This window comes from Variovorax sp. OK605 (genome assembly GCF_900115445.1).
In the GTDB taxonomy this organism is placed as follows: domain Bacteria; phylum Pseudomonadota; class Gammaproteobacteria; order Burkholderiales; family Burkholderiaceae_C; genus Variovorax.
The window spans coordinates 20,803-41,165 of the sequence record NZ_FOWL01000006.1 but is presented as its reverse complement, the minus strand read 5'-3'; the positions used below and the strand labels follow the sequence as shown (position 1 = coordinate 41,165).

Sequence of the window (20,363 nt, the reverse complement as noted above, 5' to 3'; positions counted from 1 at the left end):
TCACTCCCGCGGCGCGGCGGCCGTTGCGCGGCGCATCGCACGCTTCATGCACTCCCGGCACACCTTCTGCGCGGAGGGCCCGGGTCGGCTGTCGGGCCCCGGCGTCGCATGCATCGCGGCATGCTCGAACCACGTGCCCAGCGTGCCGTGCCGGATGCCGCCTTCGCTCCATTCGCTGAAGCTGGTGCCGCCGTTGATCGTGACCTTCTTCTTGCCGGTGATGTAGACCGTGTCTTCGGTGCTGACGATGTCGAAGTCCTTCATGGCTGTCGCTTCAATCGCGTCGTCTTGCGCTTCGATGCGGATGTCGCCTTCCGATGCAAAGGCCTTGATGCCGCTCTTGAGCGTGAAGATGCGCATGCCTTCGGCGACGCTTGCGAGGATGCGTCTGGCCGAGCTGATGGAGGTGTGGCCGCCGCTCGTGAGCTGCGTGTGGGCACCGGTGTGGCTGTGCGCGCTTTCCGTCGCGGTGATCGCGATGCCCGCGGGACTGGCGAGCACGAGATGAGGTTCGGCCAGTTCGGGGAAGCTGCCTTCGGCCTTGCCGCTCCCCTGGCCCTTGAGCGCTTCGTTCTGCTGCTTGACGGCCTTGGCGACGGTGGCCTGGTCGTCTTCCCTGTCCTGGGCCTTGGCGGTCTGAGCCGCTGCTGCAAGGCCTTCGATCTGCTCGCGTGCCTGCGTGAGGCGCTGTACGGTCTCGCCCATGTCCTTGGCATGGCGTGCCGCCTCCGGCCGCGCCTCGGTGGTGATGAGCAAGCCGTCCTGCGCGCGCAGCACGCCGTGCCCGTCGGTGCGCAGCTCGAACCCCTCGCCCCTGGGGTCCTTGCGACCCGCGTTGTCTTCCACCCGCGCGATGAAGCCCAGGCTCAGGCTCGAGCTCTGGTGGTCGCTCTTGAGCTGCGCCTGGATCCGGCCGTCGGTGTCGTCCATCAGCAGGTGGTTGGCGCGGCCCGCCGCGCCGTTGCCTCCGCCTTGCGTCAGCTCCCGGCTTCGGAAGCCACTCAACGCACTCTGGCCGGGCAACTCCCACGGCGGCATGTTCACCTGGTTGTGCACGCGGCCCGTGCAGATCGGCAGGTCCGGGTCGCCGGAGAGGAAGTCGACGATGACCTCCTGGCCGATGCGGGGGAGGTGGATGCCGCCCAGCTGGTTGCCCGCCCACGGTGAACTCACGCGCAGCCAGCAGCTGCTGTGCGGGTCCGTGTTGCCGATGCGATCCCAGGGGAACTGAACCTTGATGCGCCCGAGCGCGTCGGTCCAGATGTTCTCTCCGGCAGGTCCGACCACGAGCGCGATCTGCGAGCCACCCGCGCGCGGCTTGGGCTGGGTGAGTGCGGGGCGAAGGGCTTCGGTGACGGGGTGGGCCGTGAAGTCCACGCGGACCTGCCACTGCTGCTTGCGCTCGATCGCTTCCTTGGCCTGGCTGTCCTGGGCCACGTCTTCGATCAGCAAGCGGGTGGAGAGGAGCAGGTACTCGGCGTTGGCGGATTCTCTTGGGTGCTTGTGCAGCTTGAAGGTACGCCCGGGCACCATGCCTCTCAGGTTGCCGCTGGCTTCGGCCCTGGCGCCGTGCGTGCGAAGGGCCTGCATGCGCAGGACCGCCAGCAGGTTGCCTTCACTCCGAGGATCGTTGCCGGCAGCGCTGCCCGCGTTGGGTTGAACGCAGTGGCTGCCGGAATTGGAAGCGTGCCATTCGTAGACCTCGCCATCGGCATGCCCTGTGGGCCGGGGATCCTTGCGACCCACACCCAGGTCGGCTCTCGGCCGGGTGTAGTCGTAGTCCCGTGTCGCATACCTCCCGCTGGTCAGGCGGCTCGCGGGCACGAAGCTGTGGATGTACTCCGCATCGATCTTCCAGCCCGGGGCGTGGTACTCGACCTCTCGATAGGCCGCGCTGTCGGCCTGCCCATACGCCCCCATCGCATCGCAGAGCACCAGCCGGTGCTTCCCCCGCGAATGTTCGAAGTGGTAGCTGATGCCCCACTCCTGGCACAGCCGGCTGAAGAAGGCGAAGTCACTCTCGTTGAACTGGGTCTGGTAGTCGCGCACCGGGTAGGTCTCGGCCAGCCGCTTGTCGACGGGAAACGCGTAGTCCGCCAGCAGCGCATCGAGGGTCTGCACCACCGTCTGGTTCTGGAAGATCCGGCAGTCGGTGCTCAGCGTGGCCAGGTGCAGCCAGGGGCGCAACGTGAGCTTGTATTGGACGTGCCGGCCTTCTTCACCCCAGAGCGCCGCATCGGTGATCAGCGCGTTGATCTGGCGCGGACCCGAGGCGCCGTCGTCGAGTGCGATCTCGCAGCCGATCTCGCGGCCGACGAATGCATCGAGATCGAAGTCCGCGGCACCCGATGCATCGAGGTTCAATGCATCCGGCGTCTTGAGCAGCAGCTCGTACTCGAAGAGGTGGTTCAGCCCCTCATGGCCCGAGAGGCGAACGGGTGCCAGGGCGGGAGCGCCCTGGCGCATGGGTATCGCGGGAGAGCTGACCGAGAGTGTGCGCGGCATCGACGACTTCCATGACAAGGAACGAGGTCGAGGCAGTTTGCGGAGAGATCAACGCACGCACTGCAAACAATGGTCAAACCACCCGGAGGTGGCTGAAGAAATGCCACCGGGCGTGGAAAAAGTGGAGCACCCGCGGTGCCCACCTTTCCACGCCGCCGGCATCAGGCGAGTGCCGGATAGTCCGTGTAGCCCTTGGCGCCGCCACCGTACATGGTGGCCTTGTCGATCTCGTTGAGCGGTGCGTTCTCGCGCAGGCGGCGCACCAGGTCGGGGTTCGAGATGAAGGGCTTGCCGAAGGCCACGAGGTCGTCGCCTTCCTTCACGGCTTCCTCGGCCAGCGGGCGGTCGTAGCCGTTGTTCACCATCCATGCGGCCTTGCCGCCGGCTTCGCGGTAGGCGGCCTTCAGCGCTTCGTAGTCGAAGGGGCGGTCGGCGATTTCGCGCGGGCCGCCGGTGGCGCCTTCGATGATGTGGATGTACGCCAGGTTCAGCTGCGCGAGCTGCTTCACCACATAGGTGAACAGCGGCTGCGGGTTGCTGTCGTGCGCGTCGTTGGCCGGCGTCACGGGCGACAGGCGGATGCCGGTCTTGCCGCCACCCACCGCGTCGACCACGGCGCGCGTGGCTTCCAGCAGCAGGCGCGCGCGGTTCTCGATGGTGCCGCCGTAGTCGTCGGTGCGCTTGTTGCTGCCGTCCTTCAGGAACTGGTCGAGCAGGTAGCCGTTGGCGCCGTGCAGTTCCACGCCGTCGAAGCCAGCGGTCTCGACCGCGCTGCGTGCCGCCACCGCGAAGGCGTGGACGATGCCGGGGATCTCGCCGGCGTCGAGCGCGCGCGGCTCGGAGGTGTCGACGAAGCCCGGCACGCCGTCCTTGATGAGCACGGTCTTGGTCTTGGCGGTGATGGCCGATGGCGCCACGGGCTTGCCGCCATCGGGTTGCAGTTCGGTGTGCGAGACGCGGCCCACGTGCCACAGCTGCACGACGATCTTGCCGTCCTTGGCATGCACGGCGTCGGTCACGCGCTTCCAGGCGTCGAGCTGCTCGGTGCCGTAGAGGCCGGGCACGTCCGAGTAGCCCTGGCCCTGGTGGCTGATGGCGGTGGCCTCGGTGATCAGCAGGCCGGCGCTGGCGCGCTGGGCGTAGTAGGTGGTGGCGATGTCCGGAGGAATCGCGTTGGGCGACCGGTTGCGCGTGAGCGGCGCCATCACGATGCGGTTGGCGAGGTTCAGGTCGCCGGCCTGGACGGAGTCGAAGAGGGAGGACATCGTGAAAGGGAAGCAGAGTTGAAAACAGGCGAAGGCTAAGCGCCCGGCCTCAACCCTGCTGTCGCACGGTTGTCCCGATTGGTGCTAGAGGGGCAACGAAAGCCGGGCCAGTTCGGCCGGGTTCACGCGCATGGGAATGGCCAGCAGGATCTGCCCCATGCCCTTGCCCAGCGGGTCGTTGCGCAGCGAGGCCATGCCGCCGCCGCCCAGCGCCTGCTCGCAGACGAAGTTGAAGGCGCCGATGCCCGGCACGTCGTGGCGCGTGACGCGGCCCTTCACGAGGTGGGCGAGCCATTCGGCCACGCGCGCCTCGGTGAGCTGTTCGCGCAGCAGCGGCAGCAGCTCGGGGTGGCGGGCGATCACGCCGATGTTCGACGTGTCGCCCTTGTCGCCGCTGCGGGCCCAGGCGAGGCGAATGAGGGGCACTTCGACGGTGTCCGGGGCCAGGGGGGCGGCATCGGTCGCCGGGGCCTTGGCGGGCGCGGAGGGCGCCGTGGACACTGCGGGAAGGTCGCCCGCAACCGGTGCTTCGGCGCGCGGCAGCTCGATGCGCTCGCCGCCGATGTGCACGCGGGCCTCCGCCAGCGACTTGTCGAGCAGGAACGCGTACTGCCGGATCGACGGCGACACCGAGGCCCGCCCGCCGCCCGCGCCCGTGGTGCCCGGAGACCACGAGGTGCCGGCCGGCGCCACCTCGCGCGCGAACAGCTCCAGCGCGTCCTTGCGCGGGTGCGTCACCGCGAGCCGCAGCACGGCCTCGCGGATCTGCTGCGCCTGCGTCTGCGCATGCGGCCCGTAGCACGACTCCGCGCCGAGCACCTCGAGCTGCGTGCCGCTGTACGGGCCGAAGCCGTACCGGGTGAAGAGCGCACCGGTGCGCGCCAGGATCGCCTCGCCCGTGCGCCGCGCCTTGGCCACCGCGTCGAAGCCCACGATGGTCAGCTGCGCCGCCGTCTTGAAGCCGTCGACATGCGTGGCGCTGACCTTGTAGCTCGCGCTCGGCGCACGGCCGCGCGCGCCGTGCACGCGCACGCGGTGCTCGCCGGCCTGCGCGATGCGCACCTGCGTGAAGTCCGCCGTGACGTCGGGCAGCAGGTAGGCGGCGGGGTCGCCGATTTCGTAGAGCATCTGCTCGCCCACCACCGCGGGCACGAGCTTGCCGCCGGTGCCCGCGGGCTTGGTGACGACGAAGCTGCCGTCGGCCCTGCACTCGACGATGGGGTAGCCGATGTTGGGCCAGTCGGGCACGGTGTCCCAGTCGGTGTGCAGGCCGCCGGTGGCCTGGCAGCCGCATTCGATGATGTGGCCCGCGAGGCTGCCGGCCGCGAGCAGGTCGAAGTCGCCGGGCTGCCACCGGAACTCGTGCATGAGCACGCCGAGCGTCACGGCCGAGTCGACGCAGCGCCCCGTGATGACCACCTGCGCGCCCGCGTCGAGCGCGGCCTGGATCGGGCGCGCGCCGAGGTAGGCGTTGGCGGTGAGCACGCGCTCGGGCAAGGCCGCGCCGCTTTGCAGTTCGCGCACGGGCGGCTGCGACTGGCGCAGTTGCGGCAGCAGCGCGGACACGTCGTCGCCGCTCACCACCGCGATCTTCAGTGCGATGCCTTGCTCCGCGGCGAGTGCTGCGAGCGCATCCGCGCAGCCTTGCGGATTGACGCCGCCCGCGTTGCTCACCACGCGGATGCCCTGTTCCGCGACGTCCTTCAGCACGGCCTTCATCGCGACGGAAACGAAGTCGGTCGCATAGCCGAGCTCGGGCTTCTTCAGCCGCGCGCCCGCCAGGATCGACATGGTGAGTTCGGCGAGGTAGTCGAACACGAGGTAGTCGATCTGCCCGCTGCCCACGAGCTGCGGCGCGCCCACGCTGCTGTCGCCCCAGAAGCCCGAGGCGCCGCCGATGCGGACGATGCGTTCGCTGTTGCCGTCGTCGTTGCTGTTCCTGCTGCTCATCGTCCACTCCATTGCGGCTTGCGCTTCTCGCGGAAGGCGAGTTGTCCTTCCGCGGCATCTTCGGTCAGTGCGAACAGGCCGATCTGGCTTTCGGTGAAGGCCATCGATTCCTCGAAGGCCATCGTCTCGATCTTCTTCAGCGTATACAGGCCGCGGCGGATGGCGGCGGGCGACTTGTCGAGCATGCGGGCGAGCAGCCAGTCGACGCTTTCGTCGACGTCGTCGCTCACGCGGTTCACGAGGTTGAGCGCGAGTGCCTGAGCGGCGTCGATGGGCTCGCCCGTGATGCACATCTCGGCCAGCACGCGGCGCGGCAGCAGGCCGCCGAGCACGCTGAGCACCTGCGCGGGAAACACGCCGACCTTCACCTCGGGCAGGCCGAACACGGCCTGGCGGCTGGCCACGGCCATGTCGCACATCGCCATGAGCCCCATGCCGCCGGCCATGCAGGCGCCGTTGACGCGCGCGATCAGCGGCACGGTCGATTGCCGGGCCTGGCGAAACAGGTTGGCCATGGCCTGGTAGGGCGCGGCGTAGTCGAACTTGAAGGAGGTGCCGCTTTGCAGGTCGGCGCCCGCGCAGAAGGCGCGCGTGCCGGCGCCGGTGATGACCACCGCTCGCACGGCGGTGTGCGCATTGGCGCGCGCGATGGCGTCGCCCAGGCCGGCGATGACCGCGGCGTCGAGGGCGTTGCGGCGTTCTTCGCGCGCGATGGTGAGCCACATGACGGGGCCACGCATTTCTTCGCGCAGCTCCGCGCAAGCAGAAGGAGAGGAGGGAGGTAGTTCGGGCATGCGCCTAGCGTCGCCCGAAAAAAAAGCCGCTTCATGCGGCTTGTGGCTGAAGCGGGCCGGGTTTTCCCTGAGGGAGTCGCCGGCCGCCTGGCTGAGCCGGCTTGCTTACTTCAGCAGGCCTTCGGCCTTCATGGCTTCCTGCACCGCGGGGCGGGCGCCCACGCGCGCGTGCCAGGCCTGCAGGTTGGGGTAGCCGGAGATGTCCACGCCCGTGGGCTTGGTCCAGTTGGTCACGGTGAACAGGTAGCCGTCGGCCACGCTGAAGTGCTCGCCCATCAGGTACTGCTTGTTGGCCAGTTCACTGTCGAGCCACTTGAAGCGCGAGGCCAGCTTGTCCTTGAAGATGGTCTTGGCTTCTTCGGGCATGTTCGGGTTGAACAGCGGGCTGAAGCCCTTGTGCACTTCGGTGCCGATGAAGGTCAGCCACTCCTGCAGGCGGTAGCGCTGCAGCGTGCCGTTGGCCGGCGCGAGGTTCTTGGTGGGCGCGAGGTCGGCAATGTATTGCAGGATGGCCGGGCCTTCGCGCAGGCGCGTGCCGTCGTCGAGTTCGAGCATCGGCACGTAGCCCAGCGGGTTGATGCCGTAGTAGTCGGTGCCGTCTTGCAGCTTGTGGCTCTTGGTGCTGGCCAGCACGGGTTCGATGGCAATGCCTGCCTCATGCAGCGCGATGTGGGGCGAGAGCGAGCAGGCGCCGGGCGAGTAGTACAGCTTCATTCAAAAACTCCAATGGATGACGAGGTGATTGTTGTGGGAGACCGCGGCAGATGCTAGCGGATGCGGGCGAATCCGGTGGCGTCGCGTTTTTGTCCTACGGCGCCACGCGCGGGCCGACTATCAAGGCCGCGTGCGCCGTTTCCTAAGCTGCGTGGCACGGCGGGCAGGGTCCTGCCGAAGGAGCATGTGAATGTTGAAGTACGCGATCATCTTTGCGGTCATCTCGCTGGTGGCCGGCCTGCTGGGCTTCGGTGGCGTGGCCGCCGGTGCCGCCGGCATTGCCAAGCTGCTGTTCGGCCTGTTCCTGGTGCTGGCCGTGCTGTTCGTCGTGCTCGCCGCCCTCGGCGTGGGCGCGGTGAAAAAAGCACTCGACTGACGCACTGAAGTTGCCCATGCACATCTCGCACGTCGACGCCCAACTCGACTATGAAGTGGCCGCGCCGGCCCACCTGCTGCTCAACATCGAGGCGGCGCGCTCGGGCGCGCAGGCGGTGATCAGCGAAGAACTGGCCATCGACCCGCCGACCGAAATGCAGGTGTTCTGCGACGAGTCGAGCGGCAACCGCTTCATTCGCTTCGACGCGCGGCCGGGCCCGCTGAAGATCAGCTACAAGGCCACGGTGCAGCGCGCCCACGTGCTGGTGCCGCCCGACCTGCGCGAGGTGCCCGTGAACGAAGTGCCCGACGAGGTGCTGCACTACATGATGCCGACGCGCTACTGCGAGTCGGACCTGATGTCGCGCTGCGCGCAGCAGCTGTTCGGCGACCTGCCGCCCGGCATCGGCCGCGTGCAGGCCATCGTCGACTGGATCCACGACAGCATCGCCTACGAGCCCGGCACCAGCGACTCGACCACCACCGCGCGCGAGGTGTTCGTGGAACGCGCCGGCGTGTGCCGCGACTTCGCGCACCTGGGCATCACCTTCTGCCGTGCGCTGAACATCCCGGCGCGGCTGGTGGTGGGCTACGTGTGGTTCGACGAGCCGCCGCAAGACTTTCACGCAGTGTTCGAAGCGTGGCTCGGCGGGCAATGGGTGCTGTTCGATCCGACGCGCATGGCGCCGGTCGACCGGCTGGTGCGCGTGGGCACCGGGCGCGACGCCAAGGACGTGGCCTTCTGCACGATCTTCGGCAACGTGCGCATGACCGACAAGCGTCTGAACATCCGCGAGCTGCAGGACGAGAGCCTGCAACCCTCGAAGGCGCCGCCGCCCACTGGCGCGTTGGTCGGCATCGAGAAGCCGGTGCCCGTGGTGCAAGTCGAGGAAGTGACCGGCTGACGCGGGTTGTTTGCTATCAAATATATAGCAAACTATTCAATATGGGTGCGCGGTAGAGGCCTATTTGGCATGGCCCTCTAGCTTGTCCACACAACGGGCGCACATCGGCTCGGCCGATTAAAATTGGCGCCCCCTTTTGCGCCGCGCACGCGTCAGTTGTGCGCCCCCCATTTCAAATGCTGTACCCCGAAGAATTCGACGTGATCGTCGTCGGCGGTGGCCATGCCGGCACCGAAGCCGCGCTCGCCGCCGCGCGCATGGGCGCCAAGACGCTGCTGCTCTCCCACAACATCGAGACGCTGGGGCAGATGAGCTGCAACCCGTCGATCGGCGGCATCGGCAAGGGCCACCTGGTGAAGGAGGTCGATGCGCTCGGCGGCGCCATGGCCATTGCCACCGACGAGGCCGGCATCCAGTTCCGCATTCTCAATTCGAGCAAGGGCCCGGCCGTGCGCGCCACCCGTGCGCAGGCCGACCGCGTGCTGTACAAGGCCGCGATCCGCCATCGCCTGGAGAACCAGCCGAACCTGAGCCTGTTCCAGCAAGCCGTCGACGACCTGATGGTGGAGGGCGACCGCGTGGTCGGCGCCGTCACGCAGGTGGGCATTGCCTTCCGGGCGCGCACCGTGGTGCTGACCGCGGGCACCTTCCTCGACGGCCGCATCCACGTCGGCCTCGACAACTACCAGGCCGGCCGCGCGGGTGACCCGCCGGCCATCAGCCTGTCGGCGCGCCTGAAGGAACTGAAGCTGCCGCAAGGCCGCCTGAAGACCGGCACGCCACCGCGCCTGGACGGCCGCAGCATCGACTTCTCCAAGTGCACCGAGCAGCCGGGCGACGGCATGCCGGGAGGGGCAGGGCCGATGCCGGTGTTCAGCTTCATGGGCCGCACCGACATGCATCCGCGGCAGATGGCTTGCTGGATCACCCACACCAACGCGCAGACGCACGACATCATTCGCTCGGGCTTCGACCGCAGCCCGATGTTCACCGGCAAGATCGACGGCGTGGGCCCGCGCTACTGCCCGAGCGTGGAAGACAAGATCAACCGCTTTGCCGACAAGGAAAGCCACCAGATCTTCCTGGAACCCGAAGGCCTGACGACCAACGAGTACTACCCGAACGGGATCTCGACCAGCCTGCCGTTCGACATCCAGTACCAGCTGGTGCGTTCGATGCCCGGCCTGGAGAACGCGCACATCCTGCGTCCCGGCTACGCCATCGAGTACGACTACTTCGATCCGCGCGAACTCAAGAGCAGCTTCGAGACCCGCTCGGTCAAGGGCCTGTTCTTCGCCGGGCAGATCAACGGCACCACCGGCTACGAAGAAGCCGCGGCGCAGGGCCTGTTCGCCGGCATCAACGCCGCGCTGCAGTGCCGTGGCGAAGACGCCTGGCTGCCGCGCCGCGACGAGGCCTACCTGGGCGTGCTGGTCGACGACCTGATCACCAAGGGCGTGACCGAGCCGTACCGCATGTTCACCAGCCGCGCCGAGTTCCGCCTGCAGCTGCGCGAGGACAACGCCGACATGCGCCTGACCGAAGCAGGACGCAAGCTGGGCTTGGTGGACGACGCGCGCTGGGACGCTTTCAGCCGCAAGCGCGATGCTGTTTCACGTGAAACACAGCGGCTCAAGTCGATCTGGGTGAACCCGCGCAACCTGCCGGCGTCCGAGTCGGAGCGGGTGCTGGGCAAGGCCATCGACCACGAATACAACCTGGCCGACCTGCTGCGCCGACCCGATGTGAACTACCAGATGCTGATGTCGCTGGACGGCGGAAAGTACGGCACATCGGTGCCCCTGACCGAAACCGAGATCGAGCAGATCGAGATCTCGGCCAAGTATTCGGGCTACATCGAGCGTCAGCACGACGAAGTGGAGCGTGCCGCGCACTTCGAAAACCTGAAGCTGCCCGCCGATTTCGACTACGGGCAGGTCAAGGCGCTGAGCTTCGAGGTGCGCCAGAAGCTGGACAAGCACCGCCCCGAGACGCTGGGCTTGGCCTCGCGCATCTCCGGCGTGACGCCAGCAGCCATCTCGCTGCTGATGATTCACCTGCGAAAGGGCGGCCACAAGGCTTTCGCCCGCGATGCCGCTGCAGGCAATGCCACCACGGAAGCAGCCGTCGAGCCGCAGTCCGCCGAATGACGGCGCCGATCGATACGCTGCGCGCGGGCGCCACCGCGCTGGGAGTCACGCTGTCGGACAAGCAGGCCGAGCAGCTGCTGGCCTACGGCACGCTGATGCTCAAGTGGAACAAGGTCTACAACCTGACGGCGCTGCGCGACCCGGCCAGCGTGCTCACGCACCACCTGCTCGACAGCCTCGCGGCAGTCGCGCCGCTGCAGCGCGAGTGGGCAGGGAAGGGCAAGCTGCTCGACGTAGGCTCGGGCGGCGGCCTGCCCGGCGTGGTCATCGCCATCATGCGGTCCGATCTGGACGTGAGTTGCCTCGATGCCGTGGCCAAGAAGGCGGCCTTTGTGCAGCAGGTGTCGGCCGAGCTGGAGTTGCCCAATCTGCGCGGCCTTCACGCGCGAGTCGAACTGCTCGAGGGCAGCTACGAGGTGATCAGCTCGCGCGCCTTCGCCTCGCTGCCGGACTTCTTCAACGGCTCGATGAAGCTGCTGGCGCCTGGCGGCGTCTGGCTGGCCATGAAGGGCAAGATGCCCAGCGACGAACTCGCTGCCTTGCCCAAGGGCGTGTCAGTGTTTCACGTGGAACAACTGACGGTGCCTGGCCTTGATGCCGAGCGCTGCATCGTCTGGGCGCGCAAAGAAGAAGCCTGAGGGCAGCCCGAAAGGGCCTGGCTCGCCGCCCCATCCGCCTCGGGATTCCGTTCGATTCGGTAAAAGAAGCGGCGGCACCGGCAAAAGCCGGTGCCAGAACAGTCCTCCCGGCGTCGTGCTCGCTTAGACTCGATGCCTCCCTCTCGCCCCTGTTCCCACCCGCTCCGGCTCTCTTTTCTGAGGCATTCCCATGTTCGGCATCGCTGACTACGGCGCATTCGTCGCCGCCATCGTCCTGTTCCTCCTGATTCCCGGTCCGGGCAATCTGGCGCTGATCACGTCGACCAGCAAAGGCGGGATCCGTGGCGGGCTGGCTGCAACGTCCGGTGTGATCCTGGGCGACCAGTGCCTGATGTGGGCGGCGGTGGCGGGCGTGTCGGCCGTGCTGGCAGCCTACCCGGCGGCGTTCAAGGCCGTGCAATGGCTGGGCGCGGGCTACCTGGCGTGGCTCGGCCTCAAGATGCTGCTCGCCAAGCCGGGCTCGGCGCCGATCCTCAACATCAAGCCCAGCCACTTCCTGCGCCAGGCCTTCGCCATCACCTTGCTGAACCCCAAGGCGATCGTGTTCTACATGGCCTTCTTCCCGCTGTTCGTGGACCCGACCCGCCACCAGGGCCTGGTCACCTTCGGCGCCATGGCCGTCACCATTGCCGCGCTGACCTTCCTGTACGGCCTGACCTCGACGCTGCTCACGCACTTCCTGGCCGAGCGCATTCGCGCCAACCCCCGCATCTCGGCCACGCTCGAGAAGCTGGCCGGCACTTTCCTGATCGCCTTCGGCGTCAAGCTCGCAATTTCCCGCTGACCGACCTCCCGTACTGACATGGCAAAGATTTTCTGCATCGCCAACCAAAAGGGCGGCGTCGGCAAGACCACCACCACCGTCAATCTCGCGGCCGGCCTGGCCAAGGTCGGCCAGCGCGTGCTGATGATCGACCTCGACCCCCAGGGCAACGCCACCATGGGTTCGGGCATCGACAAGCGCCAGCTCGAACTCACGGTGTACGACGTGCTGCTCGAATCGGCCTCGGTGGCCGAGGCGCGGGTCAAGACAGACAAGCTGGTGGAGGGCGGTTGCGGCTACGACGTGCTGGGCGCCAACCGCGAACTGGCCGGTGCCGAAGTGGAAATGGTGGCGCTCGACCGCCGCGAGAAGCGCCTGCGCACCGCGCTGGCCGCGGTCGGCGCCGAGTACGACTTCGTGCTCATCGACTGCCCGCCGTCGCTGAGCCTGCTGACGCTGAACGGCCTGTGCGCCGCGCACGGCGTGATCGTGCCGATGCAGTGCGAGTACTTCGCGCTCGAAGGGCTGACCGACCTGGTCAACACCATCAAGCAGGTGCACGCCAACCTCAACAAGAACCTGCAGATCATCGGCCTGCTGCGCGTGATGTTCGATCCGCGCATCACGCTGCAGCAGCAGGTGAGCGAGCAGCTCAAGTCCCACTTCGGCGACAAGGTGTTCGACACCGTGATCCCGCGCAATGTGCGTCTCGCGGAGGCACCGAGCTACGGCCTGCCGGGCGTGGTGTTCGACCCGGCCGCGCGCGGCAGCCAGGCCTTCATTGCCTTTGCGCAGGAGCTGGTCGAGAAGATGCCGCCCGCCAGCGCCTTCGCCTCGGGCGCGGTGGCACCGCCCATTTCGCCGGTCGAGCGCATGGCGCCCGACCTGTCGATACCGCAGGATGTGATGGCACCGGCCGCTTCGCCCGATGCCACCACCAGCGAAAACAACGCTTGACCCTCATCCACACTCGATAGTGGGCTATCAAAACAATAGCAAAATTACTGGCAGGTTGACTGGCAAATGACCGCACCTCGCATCCTGTTGCTGCCCGGCTGGCAGAACAGCGGCCCCGGGCACTGGCAGACGCGTTGGGAAACGGTCCACGGCGACCTTCGCGTCGACCAGCATGAATGGATGCGGCCGCTGCGAGGCGACTGGTCGATCCAGCTCGAGGAGGCCGTGCTGGCCGCGCCCGGCCAGGTGGTCTTCGCGGCGCACAGCCTGGGCTGCATCCTGGTGGCCGCCTGGGCCGCCCACTCGCGCAATACGCACAAGGTGCGCGGTGCGCTGCTGGTGGCGCCCGGCGACGTGGAGCGCGACGACCTGCGCCAGCTGATTCCCGGCTGGGCGCCGATCGTGCGCCAGCCGCTGCCGTTCCCGGCGGTGCTGATCGCCGCCAACGACGACCCGTACTGCGACGCCGCGCGCTCGCGCCAGTTGGCGCAGGACTGGGGCGCCCGTTTCGTCGACGCCGGCCCCGGCCCCGGCGGCCACCTGAATGCCGAATCCGGCCTGGGCGACTGGCCCGAAGGCCGGCACCTACTGAACGAAATCTCGAAAGACACGCATTGATGGCGACCAAGAAACCCAAGGGCCTCGGCCGCGGCCTCGAAGCGCTGCTCGGCCCCACCGCCGCGCCTTCGGCCGACCACGGCAGCAACGGCAACGCGGGCTCGCAAGAGGGCGGTGCGCCGAGGAACCCGAACACGCTGATGCTCGACCAGATGGTGGCCGGCGTCTACCAGCCGCGCACGCGCATGGACGAGGGCGCGCTGTACGAGCTGGCCGAGAGCATCAAGGTGCAGGGCATCATGCAGCCGATCCTGGTGCGCCGGCTCGACGCCGAATCGGCCGCAGCCAAGAACGCGGAGTACGAAATCATCGCGGGCGAACGGCGCTTTCGCGCCGCGAAGCTCGCGGGCCTCGACAGCGTGCCGGTGCTGGTGCGCGACGTGCCCAACGAAGCCGCCGCGGCGATGTCGCTCATCGAGAACATCCAGCGCGAAGACCTGAACCCGCTCGAAGAAGCGCAGGGCCTGCAGCGCCTGGTGAACGAGTTCGGCCTCACGCACGAACAGGCCGCGCAGGCCGTGGGCCGTTCGCGCAGCGCGGCCAGCAACCTCTTGCGTCTGTTGAACCTGGCCGAGCCCGCGCAGCAGATGCTGATGGCCGGCGACATCGACATGGGCCACGCGCGCGCGCTGCTGTCGCTGGACCGCGGCACGCAGATCACCGCGGCCAACCAGATCGCCGCCAAGAAGATGTCGGTGCGCGAAGCCGAGGCGCTGGTGAAGCGGCTCGCGGCCGAGTTCACGCTCACGCCCTCGCGCCGCGGCAACGACGGCGAGAAGTCGCGCGACCTGCAACGCGTCGAGGAAGAACTCGCCGACCTGCTCACGGCCGAGGTCGAGGTGCGCATCAAGAAGCGCACCAAGCGCGGCGGCAAGGTGGAGGAGAGCGGCGAGCTGGCCATTCACTTCGGCTCCATCGATGCACTCAACGGACTCATCGAGCGCATCCGCCGAACGGCCTAGAACGAGACGTTGTTTTGAACGCCATGTCGGGCATTCGTTTGATTGATTCCTGCAATCCTTTGCGCGTATCCTCCACCGCTGGTTTTCTCAATTCAAATCTCTGATAACAGAGGGAGTCCACCCATGCAGCTCACCAGGTTCCCGCTTGCGGCCATTGCCGCGGGCGCTTTCTTCCTCACCGGTTGCGCCGCGACCGACATGCAGATGGGCAGCCAGTCGGCCAAGACCATGGCCACCGGCAGCGCCGCGGGCGGCGCCACCTCCGGCGAGAGCAGCCAGCTCGAGCGCTGCGAATCGCCGCTCGGCACGGTGTCGCTGATCGAGAACCAGAGCGCGGGTTGGTACACCATCCTCACCGGCGAATACCGCCTGCCGCCCACGGCCAACCTGCTGCGCCTGCTGGTGCAACAGTCGAACTGCTTCATCGTCGTGGAACGCGGCGCGGCCGGCATGAACGCCATGACGCGCGAACGCGCGCTGCAGCAGTCGGGTGAAATGCGCGGCGGCAGCAACTTCGGCCGCGGCCAGATGGTGGCCTCCGACTACGGCCTGTCGCCCGAGATCGTCTTCAGCAACAGCGATGCCGGTGGCATCGGCGGCGCGCTCGGCGGCCTGGTGGGTGGCGGCCGCGGCCGTGCGCTGGCCGCCGTCGGCGGCAGCATGCAGACCAAGGAAGCCAGCGCGCTGCTGACCCTCATCGACAACCGCTCGGGCGTGCAGGTGGCGGCGGCCGAAGGCAGCGCCTCCAAGACCGACTTCGGCGCCTTCGGTGCGCTGGCCGGCCGCAGCGGCGGCGGCGGTCTCGGCGGCTACACCAACACGGCACAGGGCAAGGTGATTGCCGCCGCGTTCATGGACGCCTTCAACCAGATGGTCCGCTCGCTGCGCAACTACAAGGCGCAGACGGTGCGCGGCCAGGGCCTCGGCGGCGGTGGCCGCCTGGGCGTGGACGGCGGTGCTGCACCGTCGCAAACCTACGTGCCTGCAGAGAAGGCACCGCCGGCACGCCGGCGCAGCAACAACAACTGAGAACCAGCAAAGCACGGCAACTGCAAAGCAGAAAGCCCGGCGACTCTCGCGAGCCGCCGGGCTTTTTTTTATTTCGCCATGACGTCAGCACCGAATTTGGCTGACGTTCGCTGAGGATCGCCACAGCGAGTTTCCCTAGGGAACAAGCGGATTCACTATATGCCGGTGCTTTCCGTAACCCGCTCCGCTTTTCCTTCGCTTGGCTCCCAGTCGACACCTGGAAATCGGGGTTTCTCTAGGAGTTGTCATGGCCACGATTGCAACACTCAGGTCGGGCTGGCCACCGCTCCGACGCCCACCGCGGCCCACGTCTCCCAGGTCTTGAGCCGTTCGGCGTAAACGTGCGGGACAACCTGCGCAGCAAGCGGGCCGAAGAAGATCCTCAGGGGTGGGGTTTGCGCATCGACGATTTTCAGAAGCGCTGGACCCACGATGGAGGGATCTGCCATCTGCATCGATGCAAAACTTTCGTTGGTGGCCGCTCGCACCTGCTCGTAGCCCGCGACTGGGGTGGAATAGATGGAAGAGCCTGCAAACTCGGTGCCGAACGGACCCGGTTCAACAACGGTGACCTTGATGCCGAACGCGGCAACTTCCTGGGCCAAGGAGTCTGCAAGCCCTTCAACGGCCGCCTTGGACGCGCTGTAGACGCCCGTGGACGGGAAAGAAGCCAGGCCGAGCAGGCTGGACAGAAAGATGATGTGACCACTGCCCTGGGCGCGCAGGTAAGGCAACACAGCCTGCGTCACCCACAGCGTGCCGTACACGTTCGTGTCGAATTGGGCGCGCACCTGCTCTTCAGTGAGTTCCTCGACAAATCCGAAAACCCCGTAGCCGGCATTGTTCACGACGACGTCGAGACGTCCGAAATGCGTGTGCGCCTGCTTGACAGCGGCAACCACGGCTGATTTGTCCGTGACGTCGAGTGCCAACGGCAGGATGGCATCGCCATGCGCAACCACGAGGTCGGATAACGATGCGACGTCACGCGCAGTTGCCGCGACCTTATCGCCGCGCGACAACGCGGCTTCGACGAAACGACGGCCAAAGCCGCGGGACGAACCCGTTACAAACCAAATCTTACTCATCGACAACTCCTTCTGGTGTGGAATAAATGAAGAAAATGGGACTGTAGCACCAAGTGGAACTAAGTACCAGTTGAGGAGTAAATTCCATTTAAGTACACTACCAGGATGGAGAAAATTGCCGAAAATATGGTCGAGGTCGTCCCGAAGACAACATTGCGCGAGCGGACCAGGCTCGCCATGCGCGGTGAGGTCAGCGCGATAGCGTTCCGACTTTTCTCAGAACAGGGTTTTGAGAAGACGACCGTCGAACAGATCGCCGCTGAGGCGGGGTTGTCGCGGACCACGTTTTTTCGATACTTCGGCAACAAGCAAGAGATCGTTCTCGAAAAGTTCACGGAGTTCGGCCTTCACGTCGCAGCAGCGCTCGCTGCTCGGCCGGCCGAGGAACGGCCATGGCTTGCGCTGCGTCGCGCCTTCGACGTGGTTGTCGATGCCAGCACTGGGGACACAAGCCAGTCCCTGTCGCTGATGCGGCTGCTCAGCGAGGCCTGCGCTCTGATGACTCGCCAGTGGGAAAAAACCCAAGGTTGGCAGACCTTGTTGGTCCCCGAGATTTCTCAGCGGCTTGGAAAGCGCGGAGAGCGAAACGCACCTATTCGCGCCACCGCGTTGGCCGCATCGGCGATCACCTGCCTGGATGCCGCCACCGACGCCTGGAGCGCATGTAACGGAGAGATACCCCTTGCAGTGCTGCTGGATCAGGCGATGGGCGCGCTCAGCGAGCTGGAATAGCTGGCGCGCCCCTGGGTGTGTTGAGTTCCGGGTGTACTGCAAGCATCAATGTCACCCACATGGACGCCACGAGCGATCCGAACCGCACGTTCTTCACACATGCATCGAGCCGAGTCAGGCCAGCTGCGCACCCGTCCACTCCTGCGACAGCATCCAAAGCCGTTCTGCCTGTTCAGGATCCACCGCATGGGCCGCTACGCCTCGCTGTCGGCCTTCACCTTGTTTCAGGATCGCGACGTCGCAGTCCTCGCAATAAAGGCCGCCAAGCCCATCAAGCAGTGGGCTGGTGGCTGCCCAGACACTGGTGGCCGCCCCCTGCTGCGGTGTTTTGAAGCCGCTTTCTGGATCGATCACCGGGGCGCCATTTTCATCCAGTGCGCCCCCAGCGGCCAGTTCCTGTCGTGTCATGTAGCGTGCAAGATTGGTCATGACTTGACCGGGATGCATCGAGAAGGCTTGAACATGGTGGGCTCGACCGCGCCGATTCAGGCCCACGGCAAAGAGCGCATTCGCGGTCTTGGACTGACCATAGGCGCTGAACTTCTCATACGGCCGGTGATTGAAATCAGGGTCGTCGAAGTCGAATGCGGCGCGTTGATGACCGCGTGACGAAACACTGATCACGCGCGCGCCTGCAGCCTTCACAAGCGCGGGCCAAAGTGCCAGCGTCAGCCGGAAATGCCCAAGATGATTGGTCGAAAGTTGACCTTCGTGACCGTCCCCATCCCGATGTAGCGGAGCGGCCATGATGCCGGCGCTGTTGATCAGAATGGAAACCGGGCGGCCCGAGGCCACATGCCGATCTGCAAATGCCGAGATCGACACCGGGTCGTTCAGGTCCATGTCTGCGATTTCAACGCGCGCTATCCCGAAAAGCGATGATTGCGCCTTGGCCCTGTCGCGTGCCGGAACGATCACGGTCGCGCCCGCTTGCGACAGGGCGCGCACCGTTTCGACACCGATGCCGGAATAGCCACCGGTGACGATGGCAAATTTCCCATGAAGATCCATTCCGGCTACGACGTCGAGCGCTGTGCTCGACGCACCGAAGGGTGAACCGATGGGTTGTTGAAGAAGGGTCATCTGGATACGCTTCAAAAGCGGACAGAGGTTGCGTTGAGCGCCGACTGATCGCGCGGGTGACCCATGCTCGCGCACCATGGTGTCGTAGTGCGCGTTGGGTCTTTCGATGGATTGATAATTTTTCCCGGCCCGATCTTGAACCAGAGCAAAACCCATCCAAGGCTCAACCAAAATGCCCGCCGCAGCACGCCAAGACTTGCAACAGCGATGCTCCTATGTGGCTCCCAGCCCACGGACGCGCGGTTGGTAGAAAGGGCTGAAAAACACCTTAACGTATTGTCCTAATCAGCTTTTAGCGCTCATTCCGTCTTCATAAATAACTTGACGGAGGACATTTTTTATGGGCCTCGCCTGAGCGCGTGCTGGCCGTGTCAGAGGCTGAAGATCTTGCCCGGGTTCATGATGTTCTTCGGGTCGAGCGCGCGCTTGATCGTGCGCATCATGTCGATGGCACCCACACCCGCCTCGTCCACCAGGAAGCCCATCTTGTGCAGGCCCACGCCGTGCTCGCCGGTGCAGGTGCCTTCCAGCGCGAGCGCGCGGCTCACCAGCGCGTGGTTCAGCTCCTCGGCCTTCACGCGCTCCTCGGGCACGTTGGGGTCGAGCAGGTAGCCGAAGTGGAAGTTGCCGTCGCCCACGTGGCCCACGAGGAAGTAGGGGATGCCGCTGGCATCGGCCTCCGCCACCGAGTCGAGCAGGCAGTCGGCCAGGCGCGAGATCGGCACGCAGGTGTCGGTGGAGATCACGCGGCAGCCGGGGCGCGACTGCACCGCCGCAAAGTAGCTGTTGTGCCGCGCGGTCCACAGGCGCGTGCGTTCTTCCGGCGTGCTGGCCCATTCGAAGGCATTGCCGCCGTGGCCGCTCGCGAGTTCCTGCACGGTCTCGGCCTGCTCCTTCACGCCGGCGGGCGAGCCGTGGAATTCCATCAGCAGCATCGGCTCTTCGCGCAGGTTCAGCTTGGCGTAGGCGTTCACCATGCGCACCGTGTTCACGTCGATGAGTTCCACGCGCGCGATCGGCACGCCCAGCTGGATGGTCTCGATGGTGGTGCGCACCGCGGCCTCGATGCTCGGGAACGAGCAGATGGCCGCCGACACCGCCTCGGGCAGCGGGTAGATGCGCAGCGTGACTTCGGTGACCACGCCCAGCGTGCCTTCGCTGCCCACCATGAGGCGCGTGAGGTCGTAGCCCGCCGAAGACTTCTTCGCGCGCGTGCCGGTGCGGATGACTTCGCCCGCGGCAGTGACCACTTCGAGCGCCAGCACGTTCTCGCGCATGGTGCCGTAGCGCACCGCGTTCGTGCCGCTGGCGCGCGTGGCCGTCATGCCGCCGATGGAGGCGTCCGCGCCCGGGTCGATGGGGAAGAACAGGCCCGTGCTCTTGATGTCTTCGTTGAGCTGCTTGCGCGTGACGCCGGGCTGCACCGTCACCGTGAGGTCGTCGGCGTTGACCGACAGCACGCGGTTCATGCGCGACACGTCGATGCTGATGCCGCCTTGCACCGCCAGCAGGTGGCCTTCGAGCGAGGAGCCCACGCCGAAGGGAATGACCGGCACGCTGTGGTCGCCGGCCAGCTTCACGGCGTCGGCCACGTCCTGCGTGCTCTCGGCGAACACCACGGCGGAGGGGGGCGGCGCGTCGAACGACGACTCGTCGCGGCCGTGCTGCGTGCGCACCGCCAGGGCCGTGGAACAGTTGTCGCCGAAGCGTGCCTTCAGCGCGTCGATCAGCGCGGCAGGAACGTCGCGCAGATGAAGCTCCGGCATCAGGTGCGAGGTGGGGGTCGGGGCGTTCATCGGGCGTCTCCTGGCAGG

18 protein-coding genes are annotated in these 20,363 nt (G+C 66.5%); 10 read left to right on the top strand and 8 right to left on the bottom strand.

Features of this window, described 5'->3' with window-relative positions; genetic code table 11:
- The 5 genes from BM013_RS16825 to gstA form a co-directional block, all read right to left on the bottom strand.
- Complete coding sequence (locus BM013_RS16825) at window positions 1–2,505, bottom strand: type VI secretion system Vgr family protein (RefSeq protein WP_093128781.1); 2,505 nt, start codon at window positions 2,503–2,505, stop codon at window positions 1–3.
- Window positions 2,506–2,666: 161 nt separating this feature from the next.
- Window positions 2,667–3,770 (bottom strand): alkene reductase, encoded by a 1,104-nt coding sequence (locus tag BM013_RS16820; protein ID WP_093128780.1) that lies wholly within the window; start codon window positions 3,768–3,770, stop codon window positions 2,667–2,669.
- An 84-nt stretch (window positions 3,771–3,854) separates the two neighbouring features.
- Complete coding sequence (locus BM013_RS16815; RefSeq protein WP_093128779.1) at window positions 3,855–5,720, bottom strand: acyclic terpene utilization AtuA family protein; 1,866 nt, start codon at window positions 5,718–5,720, stop codon at window positions 3,855–3,857.
- Window positions 5,717–6,514, bottom strand: a complete 798-nt coding sequence (locus BM013_RS16810) for an enoyl-CoA hydratase/isomerase family protein (protein WP_093128778.1) — start codon at window positions 6,512–6,514, stop codon at window positions 5,717–5,719. The genes BM013_RS16815 and BM013_RS16810 overlap by 4 nt, the downstream gene beginning before the upstream one ends.
- A gap of 105 nt (window positions 6,515–6,619) precedes the next feature.
- On the bottom strand, window positions 6,620–7,228 hold the full coding sequence (gene gstA, locus BM013_RS16805) for a glutathione transferase GstA (protein ID WP_093128777.1): 609 nt from the start codon (window positions 7,226–7,228) through the stop codon (window positions 6,620–6,622).
- Between the two features lie 190 nt (window positions 7,229–7,418).
- Between gstA and BM013_RS16800 the strand changes: the two genes are divergently transcribed.
- The 9 genes from BM013_RS16800 (at window position 7,419) to BM013_RS16760 (ending at window position 15,646) form a co-directional block, all read left to right on the top strand.
- The gene (locus BM013_RS16800; RefSeq protein ID WP_013538518.1) at window positions 7,419–7,604 is read left to right on the top strand and encodes a DUF1328 family protein; all 186 of its coding nucleotides are present in this window, start codon (window positions 7,419–7,421) and stop codon (window positions 7,602–7,604) included.
- 16 nt (window positions 7,605–7,620) lie between these two features.
- The gene (locus BM013_RS16795; protein ID WP_093128776.1) at window positions 7,621–8,508 is read left to right on the top strand and encodes a transglutaminase-like domain-containing protein; all 888 of its coding nucleotides are present in this window, start codon (window positions 7,621–7,623) and stop codon (window positions 8,506–8,508) included.
- 176 nt (window positions 8,509–8,684) lie between these two features.
- The gene (gene mnmG / locus BM013_RS16790) at window positions 8,685–10,658 is read left to right on the top strand and encodes a tRNA uridine-5-carboxymethylaminomethyl(34) synthesis enzyme MnmG (RefSeq protein WP_093128775.1); all 1,974 of its coding nucleotides are present in this window, start codon (window positions 8,685–8,687) and stop codon (window positions 10,656–10,658) included.
- Window positions 10,655–11,296, top strand: coding sequence for a 16S rRNA (guanine(527)-N(7))-methyltransferase RsmG (rsmG, locus tag BM013_RS16785; RefSeq protein WP_093128774.1), 642 nt, complete (start codon window positions 10,655–10,657; stop codon window positions 11,294–11,296). Before mnmG ends, rsmG begins: the two co-directional genes overlap by 4 nt.
- A gap of 190 nt (window positions 11,297–11,486) precedes the next feature.
- Entirely contained in the window at window positions 11,487–12,101 is a 615-nt protein-coding gene (locus BM013_RS16780; RefSeq protein WP_093128773.1) for a LysE family transporter, read from the top strand.
- Between the two features lie 18 nt (window positions 12,102–12,119).
- Window positions 12,120–13,037 carry a ParA family protein gene (locus BM013_RS16775; protein WP_093128772.1) on the top strand — a complete coding sequence of 306 codons (918 nt, stop codon included), beginning with the start codon at window positions 12,120–12,122 and terminating at the stop codon, window positions 13,035–13,037.
- A gap of 66 nt (window positions 13,038–13,103) precedes the next feature.
- Complete coding sequence (locus tag BM013_RS16770) at window positions 13,104–13,655, top strand: RBBP9/YdeN family alpha/beta hydrolase (protein WP_093128771.1); 552 nt, start codon at window positions 13,104–13,106, stop codon at window positions 13,653–13,655.
- Window positions 13,655–14,617, top strand: a complete 963-nt coding sequence (locus tag BM013_RS16765; protein WP_093128770.1) for a ParB/RepB/Spo0J family partition protein — start codon at window positions 13,655–13,657, stop codon at window positions 14,615–14,617. Before BM013_RS16770 ends, BM013_RS16765 begins: the two co-directional genes overlap by 1 nt.
- 123 nt (window positions 14,618–14,740) lie before the next feature.
- Window positions 14,741–15,646, top strand: a complete 906-nt coding sequence (locus BM013_RS16760; RefSeq protein ID WP_093128769.1) for a CsgG/HfaB family protein — start codon at window positions 14,741–14,743, stop codon at window positions 15,644–15,646.
- A gap of 266 nt (window positions 15,647–15,912) precedes the next feature.
- Here BM013_RS16760 and BM013_RS16755 read toward each other — a convergent pair whose 3' ends face one another.
- Entirely contained in the window at window positions 15,913–16,734 is an 822-nt protein-coding gene (locus BM013_RS16755; RefSeq protein ID WP_093128768.1) for an SDR family NAD(P)-dependent oxidoreductase, read from the bottom strand.
- Between the two features lie 105 nt (window positions 16,735–16,839).
- On the opposite strand from BM013_RS16755, the gene BM013_RS16750 reads away from it, so the two are divergent.
- A complete protein-coding gene (locus BM013_RS16750; RefSeq protein WP_218153660.1) occupies window positions 16,840–17,466 on the top strand; it encodes a TetR family transcriptional regulator in 627 nt (208 codons plus the stop codon).
- A 114-nt stretch (window positions 17,467–17,580) separates the two neighbouring features.
- Here the strand turns inward: BM013_RS16750 and BM013_RS16745 are convergent, their stop codons facing one another.
- Both BM013_RS16745 and BM013_RS16740 read right to left on the bottom strand, forming a co-directional pair.
- On the bottom strand, window positions 17,581–18,549 hold the full coding sequence (locus BM013_RS16745; RefSeq protein WP_093129137.1) for an oxidoreductase: 969 nt from the start codon (window positions 18,547–18,549) through the stop codon (window positions 17,581–17,583).
- Window positions 18,550–18,920: 371 nt separating this feature from the next.
- Window positions 18,921–20,345: an FAD-binding oxidoreductase gene (locus BM013_RS16740; protein WP_093128766.1), complete on the bottom strand. Its 1,425-nt coding sequence runs from the start codon at window positions 20,343–20,345 to the stop codon at window positions 18,921–18,923.
- Between the last annotated feature and the right edge of the window lie 18 nt (window positions 20,346–20,363).

What these genes read in the sequence shown, in the direction of transcription:
- BM013_RS16825 (WP_093128781.1), bottom strand. Translation starts at nt 2,505, where the DNA reads ATGCCGCGCACACTCTCGGTCAGCTCTCCCGCGATACCCATGCGCCAG.
- BM013_RS16820 (WP_093128780.1), bottom strand. Translation starts at nt 3,770, where the DNA reads ATGTCCTCCCTCTTCGACTCCGTCCAGGCCGGCGACCTGAACCTCGCC.
- BM013_RS16815 (WP_093128779.1), bottom strand. Translation starts at nt 5,720, where the DNA reads ATGAGCAGCAGGAACAGCAACGACGACGGCAACAGCGAACGCATCGTC.
- BM013_RS16810 (WP_093128778.1), bottom strand. Translation starts at nt 6,514, where the DNA reads ATGCCCGAACTACCTCCCTCCTCTCCTTCTGCTTGCGCGGAGCTGCGC.
- gstA (WP_093128777.1), bottom strand. Translation starts at nt 7,228, where the DNA reads ATGAAGCTGTACTACTCGCCCGGCGCCTGCTCGCTCTCGCCCCACATC.
- BM013_RS16800 (WP_013538518.1), top strand. Translation starts at nt 7,419, where the DNA reads ATGTTGAAGTACGCGATCATCTTTGCGGTCATCTCGCTGGTGGCCGGC.
- BM013_RS16795 (WP_093128776.1), top strand. Translation starts at nt 7,621, where the DNA reads ATGCACATCTCGCACGTCGACGCCCAACTCGACTATGAAGTGGCCGCG.
- mnmG (WP_093128775.1), top strand. Translation starts at nt 8,685, where the DNA reads ATGCTGTACCCCGAAGAATTCGACGTGATCGTCGTCGGCGGTGGCCAT.
- rsmG (WP_093128774.1), top strand. Translation starts at nt 10,655, where the DNA reads ATGACGGCGCCGATCGATACGCTGCGCGCGGGCGCCACCGCGCTGGGA.
- BM013_RS16780 (WP_093128773.1), top strand. Translation starts at nt 11,487, where the DNA reads ATGTTCGGCATCGCTGACTACGGCGCATTCGTCGCCGCCATCGTCCTG.
- BM013_RS16775 (WP_093128772.1), top strand. Translation starts at nt 12,120, where the DNA reads ATGGCAAAGATTTTCTGCATCGCCAACCAAAAGGGCGGCGTCGGCAAG.
- BM013_RS16770 (WP_093128771.1), top strand. Translation starts at nt 13,104, where the DNA reads ATGACCGCACCTCGCATCCTGTTGCTGCCCGGCTGGCAGAACAGCGGC.
- BM013_RS16765 (WP_093128770.1), top strand. Translation starts at nt 13,655, where the DNA reads ATGGCGACCAAGAAACCCAAGGGCCTCGGCCGCGGCCTCGAAGCGCTG.
- BM013_RS16760 (WP_093128769.1), top strand. Translation starts at nt 14,741, where the DNA reads ATGCAGCTCACCAGGTTCCCGCTTGCGGCCATTGCCGCGGGCGCTTTC.
- BM013_RS16755 (WP_093128768.1), bottom strand. Translation starts at nt 16,734, where the DNA reads ATGAGTAAGATTTGGTTTGTAACGGGTTCGTCCCGCGGCTTTGGCCGT.
- BM013_RS16750 (WP_218153660.1), top strand. Translation starts at nt 16,840, where the DNA reads ATGGAGAAAATTGCCGAAAATATGGTCGAGGTCGTCCCGAAGACAACA.
- BM013_RS16745 (WP_093129137.1), bottom strand. Translation starts at nt 18,549, where the DNA reads ATGACCCTTCTTCAACAACCCATCGGTTCACCCTTCGGTGCGTCGAGC.
- BM013_RS16740 (WP_093128766.1), bottom strand. Translation starts at nt 20,345, where the DNA reads ATGAACGCCCCGACCCCCACCTCGCACCTGATGCCGGAGCTTCATCTG.